Source organism: Candidatus Nitrososphaera gargensis Ga9.2 (assembly GCF_000303155.1).
Taxonomy (GTDB): domain Archaea; phylum Thermoproteota; class Nitrososphaeria; order Nitrososphaerales; family Nitrososphaeraceae; genus Nitrososphaera; species Nitrososphaera gargensis.
In genome coordinates this window covers 235,560-252,544 of the sequence record NC_018719.1, presented here as the reverse complement: position 1 = coordinate 252,544, position 16,985 = coordinate 235,560, and the positions used below count along the sequence as shown (strand labels likewise).

At 48.0% G+C, this 16,985-nt stretch carries 27 protein-coding genes; 3 read left to right on the top strand and 24 right to left on the bottom strand.

What is annotated here, in order from left to right; genetic code table 11:
- Positions 1-15: 15 nt before the first annotated feature.
- From NGAR_RS01530 to NGAR_RS01480, 13 genes are all read right to left on the bottom strand, one after another.
- Positions 16-198: a hypothetical protein gene (locus tag NGAR_RS01530; RefSeq protein WP_015017860.1), complete on the bottom strand. Its 183-nt coding sequence runs from the start codon at positions 196-198 to the stop codon at positions 16-18.
- 2 nt (positions 199-200) lie between these two features.
- Positions 201-995, bottom strand: a complete 795-nt coding sequence (locus NGAR_RS01525) for a hypothetical protein (RefSeq protein WP_015017852.1) — start codon at positions 993-995, stop codon at positions 201-203.
- A 17-nt stretch (positions 996-1,012) separates the two neighbouring features.
- Positions 1,013-1,690 (bottom strand): hypothetical protein, encoded by a 678-nt coding sequence (locus NGAR_RS17025; protein ID WP_187147615.1) that lies wholly within the window; start codon positions 1,688-1,690, stop codon positions 1,013-1,015.
- A 9-nt stretch (positions 1,691-1,699) separates the two neighbouring features.
- Entirely contained in the window at positions 1,700-2,026 is a 327-nt protein-coding gene (locus tag NGAR_RS01515) for a hypothetical protein (RefSeq protein WP_148680808.1), read from the bottom strand.
- Between the two features lie 33 nt (positions 2,027-2,059).
- On the bottom strand, positions 2,060-3,073 hold the full coding sequence (locus NGAR_RS01510; protein ID WP_015017849.1) for a hypothetical protein: 1,014 nt from the start codon (positions 3,071-3,073) through the stop codon (positions 2,060-2,062).
- A gap of 12 nt (positions 3,074-3,085) precedes the next feature.
- Entirely contained in the window at positions 3,086-3,208 is a 123-nt protein-coding gene (locus NGAR_RS18630) for a hypothetical protein (RefSeq protein WP_266190375.1), read from the bottom strand.
- A gap of 88 nt (positions 3,209-3,296) precedes the next feature.
- A complete protein-coding gene (locus NGAR_RS01505) occupies positions 3,297-3,479 on the bottom strand; it encodes a hypothetical protein (protein ID WP_015017848.1) in 183 nt (60 codons plus the stop codon).
- Entirely contained in the window at positions 3,476-4,180 is a 705-nt protein-coding gene (locus NGAR_RS01500) for a hypothetical protein (RefSeq protein WP_015017847.1), read from the bottom strand. Before NGAR_RS01500 ends, NGAR_RS01505 begins: the two co-directional genes overlap by 4 nt.
- On the bottom strand, positions 4,177-4,413 hold the full coding sequence (locus NGAR_RS01495; RefSeq protein ID WP_015017846.1) for a hypothetical protein: 237 nt from the start codon (positions 4,411-4,413) through the stop codon (positions 4,177-4,179). The genes NGAR_RS01500 and NGAR_RS01495 overlap by 4 nt, the downstream gene beginning before the upstream one ends.
- Positions 4,414-4,447: 34 nt before the next feature.
- Positions 4,448-5,332: a hypothetical protein gene (locus tag NGAR_RS01490; protein ID WP_015017845.1), complete on the bottom strand. Its 885-nt coding sequence runs from the start codon at positions 5,330-5,332 to the stop codon at positions 4,448-4,450.
- Between the two features lie 5 nt (positions 5,333-5,337).
- The gene (locus tag NGAR_RS17020) at positions 5,338-5,514 is read right to left on the bottom strand and encodes a hypothetical protein (RefSeq protein WP_015017844.1); all 177 of its coding nucleotides are present in this window, start codon (positions 5,512-5,514) and stop codon (positions 5,338-5,340) included.
- Positions 5,515-5,529: 15 nt separating this feature from the next.
- Entirely contained in the window at positions 5,530-5,757 is a 228-nt protein-coding gene (locus NGAR_RS01485; protein ID WP_187147614.1) for a hypothetical protein, read from the bottom strand.
- Between the two features lie 68 nt (positions 5,758-5,825).
- Positions 5,826-6,446 carry a hypothetical protein gene (locus tag NGAR_RS01480; RefSeq protein ID WP_015017842.1) on the bottom strand — a complete coding sequence of 207 codons (621 nt, stop codon included), beginning with the start codon at positions 6,444-6,446 and terminating at the stop codon, positions 5,826-5,828.
- Positions 6,447-6,673: 227 nt separating this feature from the next.
- Here NGAR_RS01480 and NGAR_RS01475 point away from each other — a divergent pair, with 227 nt between their 5' ends.
- Positions 6,674-7,891, top strand: a complete 1,218-nt coding sequence (locus tag NGAR_RS01475) for a hypothetical protein (RefSeq protein ID WP_015017779.1) — start codon at positions 6,674-6,676, stop codon at positions 7,889-7,891.
- Positions 7,892-8,005: 114 nt separating this feature from the next.
- Here NGAR_RS01475 and NGAR_RS01470 read toward each other — a convergent pair whose 3' ends face one another.
- The 8 genes from NGAR_RS01470 to NGAR_RS01440 form a co-directional block, all read right to left on the bottom strand.
- A complete protein-coding gene (locus NGAR_RS01470) occupies positions 8,006-8,725 on the bottom strand; it encodes a hypothetical protein (protein WP_015017841.1) in 720 nt (239 codons plus the stop codon).
- Positions 8,726-8,727: 2 nt separating this feature from the next.
- Positions 8,728-9,033, bottom strand: coding sequence for a hypothetical protein (locus NGAR_RS01465; RefSeq protein WP_148680806.1), 306 nt, complete (start codon positions 9,031-9,033; stop codon positions 8,728-8,730).
- A 483-nt stretch (positions 9,034-9,516) separates the two neighbouring features.
- Positions 9,517-9,693 carry a hypothetical protein gene (locus tag NGAR_RS17015; protein ID WP_015017839.1) on the bottom strand — a complete coding sequence of 59 codons (177 nt, stop codon included), beginning with the start codon at positions 9,691-9,693 and terminating at the stop codon, positions 9,517-9,519.
- A gap of 391 nt (positions 9,694-10,084) precedes the next feature.
- Positions 10,085-10,279, bottom strand: coding sequence for a hypothetical protein (locus tag NGAR_RS01460; RefSeq protein WP_148680805.1), 195 nt, complete (start codon positions 10,277-10,279; stop codon positions 10,085-10,087).
- Positions 10,276-10,698, bottom strand: coding sequence for a hypothetical protein (locus NGAR_RS01455; RefSeq protein ID WP_015017837.1), 423 nt, complete (start codon positions 10,696-10,698; stop codon positions 10,276-10,278). Before NGAR_RS01455 ends, NGAR_RS01460 begins: the two co-directional genes overlap by 4 nt.
- The gene (locus NGAR_RS01450) at positions 10,695-11,492 is read right to left on the bottom strand and encodes a hypothetical protein (RefSeq protein WP_015017836.1); all 798 of its coding nucleotides are present in this window, start codon (positions 11,490-11,492) and stop codon (positions 10,695-10,697) included. The genes NGAR_RS01455 and NGAR_RS01450 overlap by 4 nt, the downstream gene beginning before the upstream one ends.
- A gap of 7 nt (positions 11,493-11,499) precedes the next feature.
- Complete coding sequence (locus NGAR_RS01445; RefSeq protein WP_015017835.1) at positions 11,500-13,059, bottom strand: winged helix-turn-helix domain-containing protein; 1,560 nt, start codon at positions 13,057-13,059, stop codon at positions 11,500-11,502.
- 155 nt (positions 13,060-13,214) lie between these two features.
- Positions 13,215-13,394 (bottom strand): hypothetical protein, encoded by a 180-nt coding sequence (locus NGAR_RS01440; protein ID WP_015017834.1) that lies wholly within the window; start codon positions 13,392-13,394, stop codon positions 13,215-13,217.
- 124 nt (positions 13,395-13,518) lie between these two features.
- Between NGAR_RS01440 and NGAR_RS01435 the strand changes: the two genes are divergently transcribed.
- The gene (locus tag NGAR_RS01435; protein ID WP_015017833.1) at positions 13,519-13,929 is read left to right on the top strand and encodes a hypothetical protein; all 411 of its coding nucleotides are present in this window, start codon (positions 13,519-13,521) and stop codon (positions 13,927-13,929) included.
- 24 nt (positions 13,930-13,953) lie between these two features.
- On the opposite strand, the gene NGAR_RS01430 is transcribed toward NGAR_RS01435, so the two are convergent.
- Genes NGAR_RS01430 through NGAR_RS19175 form a run of 3 tightly spaced genes read right to left on the bottom strand, consistent with a single transcriptional unit; the run spans position 13,954 to position 15,125 of the window.
- On the bottom strand, positions 13,954-14,394 hold the full coding sequence (locus NGAR_RS01430) for a retropepsin-like aspartic protease (RefSeq protein ID WP_015017832.1): 441 nt from the start codon (positions 14,392-14,394) through the stop codon (positions 13,954-13,956).
- Positions 14,360-14,734 (bottom strand): DUF5678 domain-containing protein, encoded by a 375-nt coding sequence (locus NGAR_RS01425; RefSeq protein WP_015017831.1) that lies wholly within the window; start codon positions 14,732-14,734, stop codon positions 14,360-14,362. Before NGAR_RS01425 ends, NGAR_RS01430 begins: the two co-directional genes overlap by 35 nt.
- A 1-nt stretch (position 14,735) precedes the next feature.
- On the bottom strand, positions 14,736-15,125 hold the full coding sequence (locus NGAR_RS19175; RefSeq protein WP_407637214.1) for a helix-turn-helix domain-containing protein: 390 nt from the start codon (positions 15,123-15,125) through the stop codon (positions 14,736-14,738).
- 553 nt (positions 15,126-15,678) lie between these two features.
- On the opposite strand from NGAR_RS19175, the gene NGAR_RS01415 reads away from it, so the two are divergent.
- Positions 15,679-16,761: an LLM class flavin-dependent oxidoreductase gene (locus NGAR_RS01415; RefSeq protein ID WP_015017829.1), complete on the top strand. Its 1,083-nt coding sequence runs from the start codon at positions 15,679-15,681 to the stop codon at positions 16,759-16,761.
- Positions 16,762-16,985 lie beyond the last annotated feature (224 nt).

Here is a 16,985-nt window from a genome sequence, read left to right as displayed (position 1 = left end):
TACACTTTGCCAATTTCATGTTCCACCTCCTATGAGTAGACCAGCGCCCAAAGCGCTGGCAAGTCCTGCAAAAAATTCGTGACTATTGACATCGTTTTTGTCGATAATATAGCCGTGTTTGTTCCAGTGATGCAACATGATAAGCACCGCAGCCGCCAGCAAACCTATCGCAAGCCCGACAACAAGATTGTTATTCATTTTTACAGAAACCCTCCAACTTTGCCAAAGATCGCTGCAATAGCTACGCTAATGATGGCAATTGCGACCAAGATTATGATTGTTGGAATTGTGGCGTTTGCAAGGCGCTTATCAATATCCTTAACCAACAAATCAAGCGACGGCATATCGCTTACTATTCCCGATAGCCCGGCGATTGTTTCGACATCCGGTATGATGTATGCCGTAAGCGTGTTTCTGTCGCCAAGATGTGGTGTCAAAAACGGCGTTGCATAATGAATTGTCAGGGTGTTATCACCGTTTATCAAAGCATCTTTTACTTCAGCGCTGATATTGTTGTGTGAAGTAGGAGCATAGTTCTTACCGTTGAGCGTTGCTTGCTCCAAAACCCAGCCCGGTTTATTAGCAAAGTTAACGACAAGTATAGCCGATTTTAGGTTTCCTAACCACGTTATTGTTTTTCTGGCTTGAGCCGGTGACGGCCCTACCTGATCACCATTGAAAAAGTATACCGGGTTGCCTCTTGTCACCACTTTAGTCCCCGGTGTCAGATTGGTCGATGTGAAAGTGGCTTCTGCAATATTGGTCGGCTTTAAACGCTCATACATTCTGACTTTGTAAGTGCCCGGCTTGAGCAGTGGATCGATAGAGATAAAGCGGTCAAACCTTCCGCTTTCGTCAGCTCTTAGGTCGTCTATCCTAAAATTGATTGCCGGCCATTCGTATACAAGTTGAGCGTTTGGCGTCCATCCTGAAGATTGCAGAGCCACCTTGTCCCCTGCTTTGCCAGAGTCGGGCGTGATTATCAGAATTGGCATGTTGTTGCTCGCCTTCCTTACCTCTTTATCGGTGCGCCAACGGCCTTTTTCACTACCTGACGGCCCGCTTTTGTTCCTGCAAATACGGCTACCAATACCATGCCCAGCGCAATGAATAGCACCGGGATCAGGTTGCGCCTAAACCATTCTTCTACTTCTTTGGCTTTGTTCATCAGATCAAATCCACTGGACGCTGAAGTCGTTATTGTTGTCGTTGTGGTCTGGCTTGGCGTGGTGCTTGTCGTTGTGGTCTGGCTTGGCGTGGTGCTTGTCGTTGTGGTCTGGCTTGGCGTGGTGCTTGTCGTTGTGGTCTGGCTTGGCGTGGTGCTTGTCGTTGTGGTCTGGCTTGGCGTGGTGCTTGTCGTCGTAGGCTGCTGGCTTGGCGTCGGTGTCGGGGCCGTGCTCTGCACAAAAACGCTCTCGATGTGCGATTCCGATCTTGCCACGTCCGGCACGTTGACAGTGTATGACCTGCCGCCCTGAACGTCCATTACTATAGATGTGTTACCGTTACCGAATTGATCAGTATTGATCGTTCCCACTCTAATAGTGTTGATATTTACCGGCAATGATGCGTTTTTTGATGCTTGCACTATGTTGACGTTGATTCTTTCGCCTTGCTTGACAACATTGCTCATTCCGGGCAATGACGCTATACGGCTGCCGTCCTGCCTTGACAGGATCATTATGCTCATTAGCACTCATCACCCTGCTACCGCTGCCGCCATCTTCTTGCCGGGTTTTGTGAACAGAGCCGCAAGAGCAAGGCCGATCAGAATCGCAAATACAACAAATACGACAAGGCCGATGTTGTCCCTGATGAATTGTTCCGCGTCCATTGCAAAGTTTCTAAATTTTGCCGTTCTTGTTGTTGTCTGGCTGCTGTCAGATGCGATCATAATGTTCCCGGTTAGCACTGGCGGAGGGCTGGTTTGCTCTATCACGGGTGGCGCTGGCGCTATCTCTGTCCTTGTGTTTGCTATCGCTGACGGACAGTCACACTTGTTTTGTGCGTCGCTTGGTGTTAGCATTTGTCAAACTAGACCTCCAATATGAAAGAGGTTCTAGATGCCAAATACCAGCTTGCCGCCGCTCTGCACGTGCTCTCTGTTTACCACATATTCTTCACTGACATAGCGGAACACAGTTGGGTTGTCGATCTTGGCTAGCAGCTTTAGCGCCTCCTCCTTCGACTCTACGAGGATACCTCGGCCGTCCATCGATACCTCTTTGTCGTAGTCAATTGCAAAGGTGCCCTTTAGAGCCGTGCCAAACTTGTAGAATGACTTGTCGTCTGCCTGCGCAGCCTTGTATCGTGCCGTGATCAGCTCCTTGGCGTCTGAAACTGGCAAGGTGCGCTTTACTTGGTATTTTTCGATCCTGTCGTCCTGTTCTACTGCCGGGTTGGCGTTGTCAAACGTGGTCACAAAGGCCCGCTTGTGCAGATTGCCGCTGCCGACGTTTAGCACTTCGGACAATTCGGTGTTTGCAACCTTGGCATCTGTCTGCTTTGCTGTGACTCTCGGCAATGCGTATCTTTCCAGCCTGTCGCCAAATATCTGCATGATCTCGCTCTTTGTAGTCTCTATCTGATCGTAGCTGATGTATGCCTTTGCTGTGTCGATTGTGGCGGTGCCTACCGTGCTGAAAAAGTCGCTCTTCGTCATCCACGTTAGATCAATGTTGAGCTGTGTAATCTTGCCAAACGGATGGACATGTCCGGCGGGCAAAACGCTTTCGTCAGCCAGAATCATGCCTTTGTTCCATCTGAGCAATGCTTCAAACTTGCCATTTGCCGCTGTGAAGTGCTCAACGCCGATCTGATCGTAATAGTTCATTATGCGAAAGTCTTTCGACTTGCCGCTATAGATGGCGTTTGCATTGTTGTATTCCAGCTTGGCATTTCGAAACACTTGCCTTGGGCTGTCGCTATGTAGGACACCGGTGCCCAGCGTGTAGGTGCCCTCTACAAAAATCCTGATCTCGCCGTAAGTTACGCCAACCGGTAGTTTTGTCGGGGTTGACTCGCCTTCTTTGATGCTCAGGACTTCATTGTGTAAGATGTTTTGCGCCCTCATGCGGATCACCTATTATTGCTGAACCTTGGTCTTTACCGCGTTCCAGTTTACCCAAAGCAGGATCATGCTTATGACAAAGGCCAAAAAGGCCATTGCCGGCACGATGTATTCTTTAACGTCGATCTTGTCTGGCATGTGTTATACCACTGTCTCCTTTTCTTCGGCTGCTACGCCGATAATGGTTGTAGTAACCATAGTAGTCAGGTCGAACCGGCGAATAAAGTCAAAAGGTCAGGGTTCGTGCAGGCACTATATATATGACTTGGATATGTCCGTTTTCCACTATTGAAATATTGAGACCGTGGACGTTGATGTAGTGCTTGCCCCGGCTGATCATTAGCCCTTGCTTGTTTTCACCTTTCAATTTCTTACCGCAGATATGGCAGAATCCGATCAGGGTTGTCATGCCTTCGCTCCTTTCAGTTGCACTATGATCGGCTTGCCCTTTGCATCAAATCGCTGGACAAACTTGCCCTTGTGGGAATAGATCACCGCTTCTATAGAGCTGGCGCCGGTGTAGATGTAGGGCCGCTTGGCCTTGAGCTGCACCGCTTCATAATGCAACTCCATTAGTTTAAAGGTCATGGGCTGGCCAAATTTTTCGTAGTACCAGGCAGTATGCCGGCTAGTTGGCTTCATAAAAAATGCAAAGATGTGATCTGCATTGTGATAAACATCGTCGTGCAATTCGAGCGGGCTTTGAGCAATGACGATCCACGATCCGCTTACGTGTCTGAATGTTTTTAAAAACACCTGCGTCGGCTTTGGTATGCTCTTGCTGTTTTGCTGTGCATGAAATTCGTCTATGGCTACGACCCTGTTTCCGAGTCTGAGAGCCACTTCCAAAAACCCGTTCAATTCTTCTTTTGATTTTTCCTGTGGTAGATACTGCATGTTGGCGTCGATCAGGGCGTCAAGGCTTCGCACGGGCGGGCCTATGCCGATAAAGCCGTTGTGGTTATAGTCGTAGCACCACTTTTTAAAAGTGCCCGGCAATTTCCTGAGCAAGTGATCTCTGGCAAAAGATGTTTTTCCTACTTTGCCGTCTCCTATTATGGCTACGTGCTCGGAGAGCTCGCCCTGACAGAAATTAATCCTATAGGTCATTCTTCACCCGATGGAGTATCCCAATAGCCTGCTACGTAGCCTACAAGGTTGAAAATACGCTTGAGCCAAACCTTTGACTCGTCCGGCGCTATGTCAAGGATCAGCGGTAGAGCATTTTCAAAAGCCGCGAATAACATCTTTTCTTGCAACGTGGGCTTTTTACCTACGGCAGCAGCCGCTTTTTCCATTTCCGATCTCAGATATTTGAAGGCATACTCGGCCTTGTCAGCCATCGGGGCGTCAGCCGGTGGAACTATCAGGGGCTCTTCATTTTTCGTCGTTGCCTAGCGCCTCCTGTATCTTTGCCTTGACCTTCTCCTTCACTTTTTCAATGTCAGCGCCTTGCTTTCTGGCTTCAAACATGCCGCTGATCCTTGGCATAAGGATCATTTCCATAGCCGCCATAGCAGCCAGAAATGAGCCCGTCTTTTTTGTCGTCGGCAAATAATCTTTGAAAATCTGCAAGAATGAATCGCCTAGCTCCTCCCTTTCGGCCTTTGACAGCGGCACCCATGCGTCAGATAGCAAGGTGCCAAAGTTGATCGGCAATGCTACGATCCTGCCAACCTTTTTTTTATCCCAAACCATCATTTCTTGGGCTTCGATCTGCTCGCCGGTCTGACTGTCTGTAGCCTTGAACCCTCCAATAGGGGCACCTACAGGAGCGCCGCCGGCGGGCGTCTCTGTGGCTGGCTGCTTTGGCCCGATGGGCTCATTTGGAAATTCGGGCTCGTCGCTAGTGTCACGGTTGCCAACTTCTACAACCTGTCGCGCTTGCTTCTCGATTGCCTGAGTAGTTACGCCGAAAATACTAGCAAGTTCACTACGGACGGCATAATACAGGTCATTACCCAGCAAGGTCACTTTACCTTGTTCATGCAAGCCCTTCAAAATCTCCCTGACTTTGAGAGCCCGGGGCTTGTCCTTGTCGGCTATAAGTTCAGCAAAGGGCTTTAGCAATTCCTTTGCAGTTTGGGCGTGGTTTGGTTCTTCCTGCCTTGACTCTTTTTCGTGCGTAACAACCTCTTTAGTTTCGCTTGCCGGGGTTATGGGTTCTGGTTGCTCCGGTTCTGTCGGTTGCTCTGGCTCGGTTGGCTCGGTTGGCTGTTCTTCTTTTTCTTTGTTTAAGTTATCGTCCTTGTTGTTTGGCATGGTCTTTAACCTAATTCTGTGGTTGGCGGTTGTTCAACGGGATCACTTTGCACGGTTATTTCCACTTCTGCGCCCATGCTTGCAAATTGCTGCCTAAATATTTCAGCCAGTTGCTTAACGTGGTCGCCACTGATTTTCTTGCCTTCGAGCGGGAATGTTGCCGTAAAAATAAGGTATTGCATGGTGGATCACTTGCTTTAAGGTTTTGGGCTCTCTGCCTTGACCGGTTGAGCTGGCACCGGGGCCTTTTCTGCCAGTGGTTGCTTTAAAGTGATCTCAACCTTTGCGCCTGACTTTATTAACTGGTCAAACCTCGGATCGTATGGAAACAGGTTTGCTATCGTGTCTCGCACGGCTTCACTGGTTACGTCCGTAATGTTGCGTTCCGTCGGTATTTCTATTTGCACTAAAATGCTGGTTGGCATGAGGTTAAGACAGTCGCGAATTTAAAAAGATAACCCTAACTTGGCAAAAATAAGGGGGGTTGAGCCTGTCAAGACTCAACCGGCGTCATAGGTTTGAATCCGTGTGCCTCGCTCCATACTCTAAAGGCCGCTTGGAATTGTGGCAAGTTCATTTTATCGGCACCCGGTATTTGCGTCGGTGCTGGTGCCTGCCTTATGGCGTCAAGATCAAAGCCCTGCAACAGCTCTTCCGGCTTTAGCATCGGGGTTCCTGTCGGGCTGTAGTATGGGATTGACTTTATGTCGATCGGTTGGCCGCTGCCGGGCTTGGCTAGCAGTTTTTCGGCCGCTGTCACGATCTCGGTGATGTCAAGCCCTGCTTCTCTGCTAGTTTCAACAAGGGCCGCCCTTGCAAGCCCTATGATATGATCAAATTCTCGCTGGTCGATCCTTCCGTCGTTGTTTGCTATGATCAGTTGTGCCACTATGCAAGATAGTCTTTCGCTGGCCCTGCGCTGTGTTTGTTCTGATGCTATGGCACCTTGCAGCTCTAGGCCTTTTTCTGCAAGTTGCTGGCTCGTAAATTTGCCGTTGCTCCATTGCTTCAAAATTATGCTAATCGTCGGGATCAGCGTGGCGATGGCGCCTAAAATAATCGCTGTCAGACTTTCGCCGGTCGGTGCTTGTTGCAAAAATAATGCTTCAAACATCAAAAATAAAACGATCCTGATTTTAAAAGGATAAAGCGGGGGTGTGTGCTTTTGGCTTGTCTCTTGATTTTGTTCTCAATAGGCGCTTACAGCAAGGGCATACCCTGAACTTCTTTTGATAGGCATAATCAGTACTTGGCAATAACGAGTTTGTGAGCAGCTTTTTAGTCGATTGTTGAAGGGCGTCCCTGGCAACAGCTAAAGCTGCCACCAGAGACGCATGGTTTGTGAGAACCCTGCCAATCCAGTGCGGTACATTTACCCAAGAACCTACCGACAAACATTTTTTGACACATGAGAGAGTACTTGGTAATGCAGTAAACGTACTGCTGCCAGTCTTCAGGCCAGCCGATTTCAGAAAAAGGCGGTATTCAGTAGTCGATATAGCAAATTCTGTGGTCTATGCCTGTACCGGTGGGACATCCATAACACAAGCCTGCTGTACTCTGGCCAGCACCCCGTCCAGGAGGGATGTCCAGTACCACGTGTCCAAGATTGACATTTCGTGGATTCAGTCGGCCGCCAACAGGCTGCTGCAGAAAAGGGTGGCGGAGACCCTGCACAATCGAGCTGTCGACATAGCCATCGACATGACAGACGTTCCCTACCACGGCGAGCCTGAGAATGAGGGGGATGTCAGACGCGGCAGGGCCAGGAGCGGCACGACCCACTTTTTCACGTACGCCAGCGCCTACGTGATGCTCCATGGAAGGAGGTTCACCTTGGCCACCAGGTACATCCGGGAGGGGGAAGCACTGGTTGGAGTAGTCAGGTACCTGCTTGCAGAGGTACAGAAGGCGAGCATCGTGATAAAATGCCTGTTCCTTGACAAGGGGTTCTTTACAGCAGCTGTAATGAGCTACCTCAATTCCATGCGTATCCCGTACATCATAGCCGCTTTTCCAAGAGGCAGGAAAGGCGGCACGTTATCCAGACTGACCCGGAAAAGAAGGGATAGTTTCGTCGTACCGGACTGCGAAATGACAGATTCTGCCACCGGCGAGAAATGCACATTCAGGCTGTATGCCGTTGCCAAATACCGGAAGAAAAGGTACAGGAAGAAACGCGGCGTCCAGTACATGTACTATGCCGCAGGCCTTGTCAATATCCCGGTAGGGCGGATGTTTGACGAGTACCGGAGGAGATTTGGCATAGAATCGTCATACAGGGCGATGGGAAAGAGCAGGGCCAGGACGTCATCCAGGAGTCCAGCACTGCGCTTCCTCTATGTTCTGGCATCGCTTGTTATACAGAATGAGTGGGTGTACATCAAGTGGCAGTACCTCAGCAAGGCGACGCGCGGAAGGTACGGGAGAAGATACGATGCAGAATTTACGTACTTTCATATGCTGCTTTTTCTGCGGCTGGGACTGGAGCAGAAATACGGCGCGGTGTACTCGGTACAGATCAAAAACAGCAGGTCAGTTATAATTGATGGTGGCTAATTGCCAGGTACTGATAATGGCATGTCTCGCACCAATTTTCATAAATATAGTATGGGTGCCTTGTCTGTCTGAGAGCGCCTTTATGCTTGTGCTTGATGCCGGAGCAAACATGCTTCAAGCGATGGCGCCCTCCTTTACTTTCAAAACTGCGATCTTGCTGTATGTGATTATTGGGCGCTGGACATTTCTTAACCGGTATCTGAATAAAGGCAATTTCCCGTGATTGTATCGGAGCGTATATTCAGCTATTGGCTTTTTCTCAAGTTCTTTCACCTTCTTTACGCTGTGCAAGGCCATCTCATAGAACGGGTAAAAATTTGTAGTGTTTGGCGGAAAATAGATGTCTTGCCCCCTCACAAAAATGAATTTCTTTGTAACCCTTGCTAGTTCCTTCAAAATGTCAGCACTGTAAAATTCCTTTATTTGCTTTGGCGTCCTGTTCTCGTTAACTCCAAAAGCCTTCGCTCGCGGGTCTTTGCTGTCACGAGTAGGAGCAAAAGGCGGATCATACCAAGTTGCATCAGCGCATTTATTTTTCAATGGCAAGTGACTGACGTTTGCGATAAAGTCGCCCGTAGGCTTGAGATCGGAGCAGATATAGCGATAGTGCTCTTTTGCCTGTTGCTGTAGCACGGCCTTGCCCCGGCGCCCGGTGATATTGCAATAGTAGTCAAGGGCTATGGTACTTGATTTTTTCAGCCATGAGAATTGATAATTTTTTTCTCCGCAAGTAGGATCGTAAATCACGCCGCCGTCCGGTAGATAGAATTTGAGCAAGGCTTTTGTTGTATCATCTAGCGAATTGTTGATACTGAAAAATCCGCTGTAGCTCATGACTAGATTGCACCGGGGAATACTGCGATCCTGTCGGTTGGTATACTCGGTATACTACTTTTGATGCGCTTGGCATAGATGCCATAGGGCACTTTAGAAAATCGCTTTGTTCCTTTTCTCACGTAGCAGGTTTTTTGTTTCGCTTTTGGTTGCATTGCAAGGCTTGAATCGGTGAATGTCATTTGCTGGCTATCTTGAATTGATGCCGGATGCTTGAGCTCAAAATGGCCGTCCATTTTGTAGGCATAGCCCTGCTTACCGCATACAGGGCATGGCCGCCAACCGATCCCTTGATAGCGCTTGCTCAAGGACTGATCAACCTCCGGCAAACTTCCATAAGCCAGCCTAGTCCTTCATCATCGATTTTGCCCTCTCGTTTTAGATGTCGTAGCAAGTCGGCTATTTCTTCGAGTCCGTGTTTTGTGCATCGTAGGCCATAGCTGTATTTTATTGTCGATGGCTCTAAGCAGCGGTCGCAACTACTGGCATTATTCCCGCTCATCTAATTCGCCCTCGTCCACTTTGGATGATTCAGCCAGAGCCAAATCCACTTTAGCGGGTCTTGTCCGTAGTATAGCATCTTGTTCGTAACAGTGTTTGCACGATTGAGTTTCATGCCTGATCCTCCGATTGCATTTTTTCGACTTGCCGTCTGACCGCTTCGCTATGCCAGCTCTTGATGTGTTTAATCATGGCATTTTTCTGCGTTCTGAACGCTCCACAAAACTGGCAATAGTAGCCAGCCCTGTAGAACAGATCATAAACGGTTTGTAGCCCTGTCAATGAATCAGTCAAGCAAGCGATCCCTCCTTCAGTGATAGCAATTGCTCTGCGATCCGCTTCAAACCGCTGTCCGTCTTGGCGAATTTGTCACACTTCTTGGCATGGTTGACGAAATTGAGCACATGCTTGAAGGCTTGGCCGCACTTACAAATTACGCCTATTTCTATTGGTATTTCTTGGCTCAATTTTCACCAGCTCCGTAGGTCGGAATTGAAGGCAGTTGCAAGTAATCTCGAAAGTGCTATTTCCCTCAGCAACATACTTTCGATTGTAGCACTTTCCGATCCTGTGGCCGTGTGCCGAATTTGGACAGCCGCAACCGGCGCATTTTTCGTTAGCAGGGTGCAGCTCTGCCACTGTCGGGCTGTAGCTGGGGTTAAAGCCGATCCCGGTTTTTCTTTTTGGCATGTCAACTCACTGGCCCTCCTTGGTGCTTTTTGCAAAGCCAAAAATGACAGCGGCGACATGGCGTCAATTCGCTTTGTTCGTAGAGCGGCCATCCTGCCCTTGCAAGCGGGTATTTTTGCAAGTATTCTTCGGTGCAGACACGGCAGCCGATTGTTTGTAATTCAGCGGTCATGTTACGGCAACCGCCCTCCTTGTCTGAACCCAACCGCACGTTCTACAGTAAACGATCCGATTGTCGCCCTTGCCCTTGTCGTTGAGCCCTTGACTGTTGTCTTTTAGCCTGTTTGCACCACAAGCCGGGCAATCGTCAAGGATGCTATAGTATCTGCGCTCTTTGTGGAGTATGCCGTGCTGCTGACTCAATTAAGCGGCCTCCTTTGGTAGAACTGCTCGATTATTGGATCGACGTAGCGCTGAACGTTTAGCACGTCCTCAAGTTTGAAGTGCTTTATCATCCAGTCTGCTACCGCTTTGCGGTATTCCTTGCCGGCGTGCCTTGCGTTCCAGTGTAGAATCCAGCGCTTGAGCGTGATTTCAAATTCTTCATGGTCGCGCTTGCGATAGTAGTAAGACAGCAAGCCCGCCGCTTCGGTGCATTCCGCACATATCTTGCCGTTAGGCGTTTTGTATGGGTGTTTGCCGCCGTGCGCTTCTGTAACTATGCAAGTTTGATAGTCATAGATCAGCTCTTTGTTTTCGGCTATGATGCGTGGCTCTGCCTTCTTTCTGAGCCGATGCGCCCATTTTGGCGCTATATCTTTCAGTGTTAGCAGTTTGATCATGCCTGCTCCTCCTGCGCTTCATATGGCGTCAGATTGCGATTGTGAACTGTCTTGACGTGTGCGGCCATCTCTGATTTGTCAGTGTACTTTATGCCACAATCACAATACCGGGGTTCCCACCGCTTCTCTTGCCTTGTTGTCGATACTGGCGCTTGTGTTCGCAGTTTTGGCTCATAGTTAGGGCAATCATGGGTTTTGCGTTCTTCCAAGTTATCCAGCGGAATGTGTTTGCCACTTGAACTTTTCACGCTCTTGTGATAGTAAACAGTTTGCCCGCAGCGATAACAAGTCGATTGCCAGCCTTCTTTTTTGGCGCTGACACGAGTTGTTGCTTTCACCATTGTAGTAGTAGCCGCTTCATGTCGTTCCTGTGGCGTGTCAGTGGTCGGCACGCTTACGATTGTTTGAACTTCTGCATTTTCGAGTGCTTCTCTGAATAGGTTAGTGTAGCGGGTCTTTAGTTTGTAAACCACTTTATCGTGGTCACGCCAAGGACATTTAGCGCAGAACTTTGCCAGCTCTTCGCCGTTTTCGGCCTTTTTCAATGCAGGGTAGATTTTTTTTATGGGGCAGTTGGTATCTGCAACATTGGACAGCGGATCAACGTCTTTTAGTCCAAAAATGCAGGCGTCAGATTCTTGGCCTTTTAGTAGCGTGTTGACTTCGACGAGCTGACCGGCGTCGAATTTTCTTTTGAGATCAAGTGCGTTTTCTATCGCTTTCCTTTTGTCTCCCAGTGTCTCCAAAAAGTCAGCGAATGCGTCACCGATTCTAATGGAAAATGCTCGTGCCATGAGCTGATCACCTATGAAGCAGTTTGTCCTTTAGCGACGCCTTACCTCTGTGACCGTACCATGTCCTCAGTGTAGCAGTGTCGTTCCATCCGTGCTCTGCGACATAATCATAATCATAGTCGCTCCGCTCCAGCATCAGCTGGGCGCCGCAATGCCTGAGCGTGTATAGTGGTTGCTTGAACATATATGCGTCAGTCTTGCCAAGGTGGCGATATAGTGCCCGGAGGTTTTCGCGAAAATTGTATTGAGCGTTGACCTGTTCTAGTATTCCGCCCTCTTGTGTTTCGTCCGGATTGATGTCGTGGCCGTCATAGAAAACGTATCTGTAGCCCTCATGCCTGTTGCCTTCGCTGTCAATCCAGCTTACGCCGGGCGCATTTCTTCTCTGTTCGATCCATGTTTCAGCTGCTTGCACTAGCGCCGGGGTAATGATGTAGGTTTCCCATTCGTCGCCCGTCTTGGTTTCAAGGTGCTTTACAACTGCGATCCTGCGCGTGACGCGCTCGAATCTTACAACGCCATCAGGCAAAGCCAAAGCCAGCGCATGAAGCATTTGTAGTTGGTCGGGATCACGGACAGGTTTGGCGTAGTTTTTGAGCCATGCCTGCTCGATTACCTGATCTTCAAAAGATACGTCTTCCACTTCTATGAGCATACCACGTTCTGATCTAGGCATTGCTTCCATGTTGAAGGCTAGCAGGGCCAGCATCTGCAAGTTAAGCGGCTCCGGTAACGATTTACAATACTCGATCGCCTTGTCAAGTTCGCCGTCTTCTTCCGATATTTTGATGTCGCCATGGGCGCCAATGTTCTCTTTTTCGCCGTCGATGCCTATTTGTATCAAAAACGGGTTCTCACGCAGCGGGATGCCAAGGCAAACGCCAAGGAATGTTCTGATTGATTGTCGTACTCCATAGGGTGGCTTTTTCCTGCCAGTCGCTGCCTTGTATTTTTCGGCAAATTCTCTGGTTGTTTCCTTGTATTGCCAGTTCTCAGGATTGCACTTGAAACCCGGAAGATAGATGCCAAGGCAAATATTTCGGAAACAAGAAAATTCTCGGCGCTCGCCTCGGCTTGGGTTGTCGCCCAGTTTTTCGATCCACGGCTTCAATATTGGTAGTTGTCCAAATTCTTCTTCGCTCAGATTTTCTACAAGAACTTGAGCCACTTGCGCCGCCGTCAGGTTCTTCTTTTTCCACATGTGGCCGTCTTTTTCGATCTTGCCTTCCTTGGCCAGTTTGCTAGTGTAGCGGTTGATGTTCATGCGGCTGTAGCCTGTCAGTTTGCATAGTTCCCGTGGCGTGCGTGGCTTGGTTTCAATGAGCTGTAGAATGTGTTCCTTTACTGCGTTTGTGTCATCAAAGGTCTTGCCGCCGACGCTGCGGTAATTTCTCCTAACGCCATCAAGGCGCCCGCCTGTCCTAACCTTCTTAACCTTCTTTTGCGAAGTAATGGCGCGCTGCGGTGTCGATGTTGTCTCCATGCTCGTAGCACTGACAGCGTCGATCTCTGTTTGCGTGGGCGCTGGCATGGCGGCCGGCGGTGTGGAAACTGTGACGGTCGCCATGTTACGCCTTCACTCCTCTGACAAGGGTCTTGTGTCCTGTCTCCAGTTCGTGTTTGAATTTTAGATGTTTTGCAATACCGCGACGTGATGTTAGAACGACACACCTACCAGATACTTGGCAGATGGCTTTCCATTGCATGTTCTGATCCTGCATCTTACGCCTTCCTCCTATCAACTCTGACCGTTTGCGTTTGTTCGTTGTCGATCTCGGGCACGCCTGCATTTTTCAAAATCCAATCAAGCTGGCCCGTGATTGACCTCCCTTCTCTCTCGGCAGCCTGTTTCAAGCCATTGTATCTCTTTACAGAGATAGTAGCCGATGTGTATTCTCCCATACCTTTACTGGATTTTACAGTAACTTATAAACATTATACAGTAAATTACTTTATAGGAAGTTACAGTAAAAGTTGACAAACTAATATCTTTATAATAATGTATTATACAGTAAAATGCAGTAGTATGGCGAAGGGCTGGACGGTATTAACTGTACGGGATCAGGTCAAGAGCCGACTTGAAGAGATTTATGAAAAAGATACAAAGCGCCCAAAGAATCAAAAATTTACTGCCTACCTTGACAACTTGTTAACTCAGTATATCGATTATCACGAGAAATTACAGCAATATGGCCCCTTCATCGAATACAAAGACAAGCGTGATAATTATGTCGAGCTCTACGACCACAGAAAGCGTCAATATGTCAACGTCTATATCAACGATCAGGAAAAACAATTATTTTGTGAGTTTGACAATAGTGCCGACTGCTGCCATGTTGGTTTTTGCTTTGCAATTAAAGAGGTATATGAGATATTAATCGATCATGGTTTCAGACCTCCCAAAATTAGGGCGTCCAAGGGTTCAGCGACCGATTGATTTAATTCCCATGTGCCGAATTACTCAATGCACCAAAATTGTCCTTCTGGTCCTTGCCTGCAAGTTAACATCAAAATAATCAAAAACATCGAGCCTTCCAAGCAGCGACATTTTCAATTCGTTTTTCTTTGCGAATGCAATTCTAACGTCAGGGACAACTATGCCATTAAAAGCGATATCAACCCTATGTATTCGGGCTTCGATGGCACTACCCCCTGCTGCTGTCAGTTCTATTCTTTCGCCAGATTCAAAGTCAGAAATACCGAGCATTTCAGCAACAATTTTGTTCATAGTGGTAATGTCAGCACCGCTATCTATCACGAATAACCCAGATAACCAGTTGTTTGAATGACCATATCGCACTGCGATGTTGGCAACAGGATAATACAAAACATCAAAATATCTTGTTCTGTAAGGCAGCCAAGGATATTCAAGTATTTGCTGTTTTGGCAATTTTAAATCCACCAATAAAGCCTTCTTGTGTCGGCACGCCCATAATCGTTGGGTTTGAATCAGGCACTTTTTTCCTAGCCGCATCCAACGCCTCACCCTCGTGTCTACCCACTCCAATTATTTCATGCTTCCAAATTGCAATGTATTTTCCGGCATAAGGAACAAGAAAATCTGGCCCTTGTCGGACTAGCCAGTCCAATTCACTTTCCTGTTTTTTCGAGCGTTCTTTTTCTGCAACCATGCTTGCAACTACATCATTGAATGTTTCCCCATTCTTTTTAGTCTTTTCGAGGGCCTTGTATACATCCCTGCTTACTGTAATTGAAGTCCACTTGTCACTATGGTTGCCCATGTCAGAATGGCGGCCCTCCAAGCAATCGCACTGTAAAAGTATTGTAACGATCAAAGTCACTGATATTTGTCGGTAGCCATCGGATATCATTTGTTTCTTCAAATTTCCTGCGCAAATATTCAATCACAGGCCAGCGCGAATGTTTGATTTGTTTAATGGCCTTGCGAGCAGCCAGTCTAATCCGATCATTGATTTTCCGCATGTCGTAAAACTGTTGGCCTTCAACCTCAGCAAACTTGTGTATCCAATGTGAGACTGTACGAGTGCTGCACTTTAACCGCTTTGCTATGTAATGTATCGACAGTTGCCTTTTACGCAGTTTCCAAATTAGTTGGCGTTCTTCCGGGGTCAAAAATTTCCTGCTAGCAGTTTTTGTGACAAACTGACCCATCTTGTGATCAAAGTAAGTATACTGATTTGTCGGCATGGCGCAAATCAGATATTGCAATTGTCACCTATAAACATTTTTACGCAGATTTTTCAAGAGATTGACGCTTTAGATGCCTACTGTAGGTCTACTGTAACGAAAACCAAAAAAACCGTAACCAAACCTAGGATAATCGACAATTGCACCGTACACGTTTTTTTGTAACGTGTACACGTTCCTGTGTACGGTTTTAACCAAAGTGTACACGCACAAAAGTTACGCACAAAATACGTAACAAAGAAATGTTACAGCGATTGTTACAGTAATGTAACAATCCCACGTTCAATTTAGGTCATTTTGGCGTTTCTGGAGACGGATGACGCAGTTCCGATTTTACTTGGTGATTCAAGCACTGTTGACAGTTTGAATATATTATATTGACAAGCTGGTGTGCACGATTCTGCTGTAAAATTTGGCTTGAGCATTCAAATACTTAAAATACACCCTCAAGTTGACTGTAGTGTAAAATGGGTACTGATGACAACTATCATCTCATGTTCGCTGGAGGATTTGCTATTTGAAGGTAAAATTTGGCTTTACGCAGGGGCTCAACGTCGCCAGGCTTGGGCTTGACGAACAGCAGATCATGACTGCCGCCCAGATGGCAGACAGACTGGGGTACGACTCGATATGGGCAATGGACCATTCCAACGTGCCACAATGGAAGAACGCAATAGTCAACGATGCATGGCTCATGCTAGCCGCACTTGGCGCGATCACAAGAAACGTCGAGCTTGGCACGTGTGTCACAGACGCAATTAGGAGGCACCCGTCTGCAATCGCGCTTTCTGCGATCACGCTTGACCGCATAACTCTTGGCAGAGGCATCCTTGGCATTGGGGCCGGCGAGGCGCAGAACGTGGTTGACTTTGGCATCGAATTTAGCAAGCCCGTGACAAAGTTCAAGGAGCAGCTTGAAGTCATCGAGCGGCTGTTCGAGTCGGATCCTGATCATCGCGTCAACTACAACGGCCAGTACTACAAGCTGATAAACGCATGCCTGCAGGCAAAGAGCATAAGGAAGCCAAGGCCGCCAGTATACATTGCGGCAGGCGCGCCCAAGACACTGGAACTGTGTGCAACATATGGCGACGGCTGGATCCCGATAGGCTACACTCCAGAGCTCTTCAAGCACCACGCAAACGTGATCAGGAACCACGCAAAGGAGCTGGGCAGAGACCTTTCCAACTTTCAGTTTGCAAACGACGTCGACGTGTATTTCACCGATGACGGAGAGGAGGCGTGGAACAAGATGAAAAACGCTGTCAAGGTCAGTCTCTTCAAACCTGAATTGCTAAAGGTGCACAACATCGAGCAGGACTCGGAGTTTGACTTTCGCAAGTACTTTACTGAGTATGCCATGAACAAGCCGGAGCTGATGGAGCAGATGAAGCGCGCCGCAATGAAGATTCCTGACAGCGTCGCAAGAACTGCAATCGGGGTTGGCAAGCCTGACGACGTGATCCAGATGCTCGAGCGCTTTATCAAGGCAGGGACCAACCACTTTATCATCAGGTTCTGGGGAGAGGGCTACTTTAGAAGCATCGAACAGTTTGGTAACAAGGTCATTCCATACTTTAGAGAGCAGGCGAAAAAGTAGTAGGCGCATGTATGCGTTTCCAGTGGAGCATGTACGTGTGGAGAAAAAATGATGCAGCATGTAGCATTTTACGCATGAAAAATGCTACAATTTGGGAAATGCGCTTGCAGTGAGAAAAAATGGTGCAATTCCAAATGCTCTTATTTCTGCCAGCATCAGGGGAACTAGTTTTCTTTCATAGCCGTTTTAAAAGAATTAATTATTTGGGAAAACCGTTTCCTGCA

Bases quoted from the DNA above. Each gene is read 5' to 3' on its own strand.
- NGAR_RS01530 (WP_015017860.1), bottom strand. From the start codon at position 198: ATGAATAACAATCTTGTTGTCGGGCTTGCGATAGGTTTGCTGGCGGCT.
- NGAR_RS01525 (WP_015017852.1), bottom strand. From the start codon at position 995: ATGCCAATTCTGATAATCACGCCCGACTCTGGCAAAGCAGGGGACAAG.
- NGAR_RS17025 (WP_187147615.1), bottom strand. From the start codon at position 1,690: ATGAGCATAATGATCCTGTCAAGGCAGGACGGCAGCCGTATAGCGTCA.
- NGAR_RS01515 (WP_148680808.1), bottom strand. From the start codon at position 2,026: ATGCTAACACCAAGCGACGCACAAAACAAGTGTGACTGTCCGTCAGCG.
- NGAR_RS01510 (WP_015017849.1), bottom strand. From the start codon at position 3,073: ATGAGGGCGCAAAACATCTTACACAATGAAGTCCTGAGCATCAAAGAA.
- NGAR_RS18630 (WP_266190375.1), bottom strand. From the start codon at position 3,208: ATGCCAGACAAGATCGACGTTAAAGAATACATCGTGCCGGCAATGGCC.
- NGAR_RS01505 (WP_015017848.1), bottom strand. From the start codon at position 3,479: ATGACAACCCTGATCGGATTCTGCCATATCTGCGGTAAGAAATTGAAA.
- NGAR_RS01500 (WP_015017847.1), bottom strand. From the start codon at position 4,180: ATGACCTATAGGATTAATTTCTGTCAGGGCGAGCTCTCCGAGCACGTA.
- NGAR_RS01495 (WP_015017846.1), bottom strand. From the start codon at position 4,413: ATGGCTGACAAGGCCGAGTATGCCTTCAAATATCTGAGATCGGAAATG.
- NGAR_RS01490 (WP_015017845.1), bottom strand. From the start codon at position 5,332: ATGCCAAACAACAAGGACGATAACTTAAACAAAGAAAAAGAAGAACAG.
- NGAR_RS17020 (WP_015017844.1), bottom strand. From the start codon at position 5,514: ATGCAATACCTTATTTTTACGGCAACATTCCCGCTCGAAGGCAAGAAA.
- NGAR_RS01485 (WP_187147614.1), bottom strand. From the start codon at position 5,757: ATGCCAACCAGCATTTTAGTGCAAATAGAAATACCGACGGAACGCAAC.
- NGAR_RS01480 (WP_015017842.1), bottom strand. From the start codon at position 6,446: ATGTTTGAAGCATTATTTTTGCAACAAGCACCGACCGGCGAAAGTCTG.
- NGAR_RS01470 (WP_015017841.1), bottom strand. From the start codon at position 8,725: ATGAGCTACAGCGGATTTTTCAGTATCAACAATTCGCTAGATGATACA.
- NGAR_RS01455 (WP_015017837.1), bottom strand. From the start codon at position 10,698: ATGATCAAACTGCTAACACTGAAAGATATAGCGCCAAAATGGGCGCAT.
- NGAR_RS01450 (WP_015017836.1), bottom strand. From the start codon at position 11,492: ATGGCACGAGCATTTTCCATTAGAATCGGTGACGCATTCGCTGACTTT.
- NGAR_RS01445 (WP_015017835.1), bottom strand. From the start codon at position 13,059: ATGGCGACCGTCACAGTTTCCACACCGCCGGCCGCCATGCCAGCGCCC.
- NGAR_RS01440 (WP_015017834.1), bottom strand. From the start codon at position 13,394: ATGGGAGAATACACATCGGCTACTATCTCTGTAAAGAGATACAATGGC.
- NGAR_RS01435 (WP_015017833.1), top strand. From the start codon at position 13,519: ATGGCGAAGGGCTGGACGGTATTAACTGTACGGGATCAGGTCAAGAGC.
- NGAR_RS01425 (WP_015017831.1), bottom strand. From the start codon at position 14,734: ATGGGCAACCATAGTGACAAGTGGACTTCAATTACAGTAAGCAGGGAT.
- NGAR_RS19175 (WP_407637214.1), bottom strand. From the start codon at position 15,125: ATGGGTCAGTTTGTCACAAAAACTGCTAGCAGGAAATTTTTGACCCCG.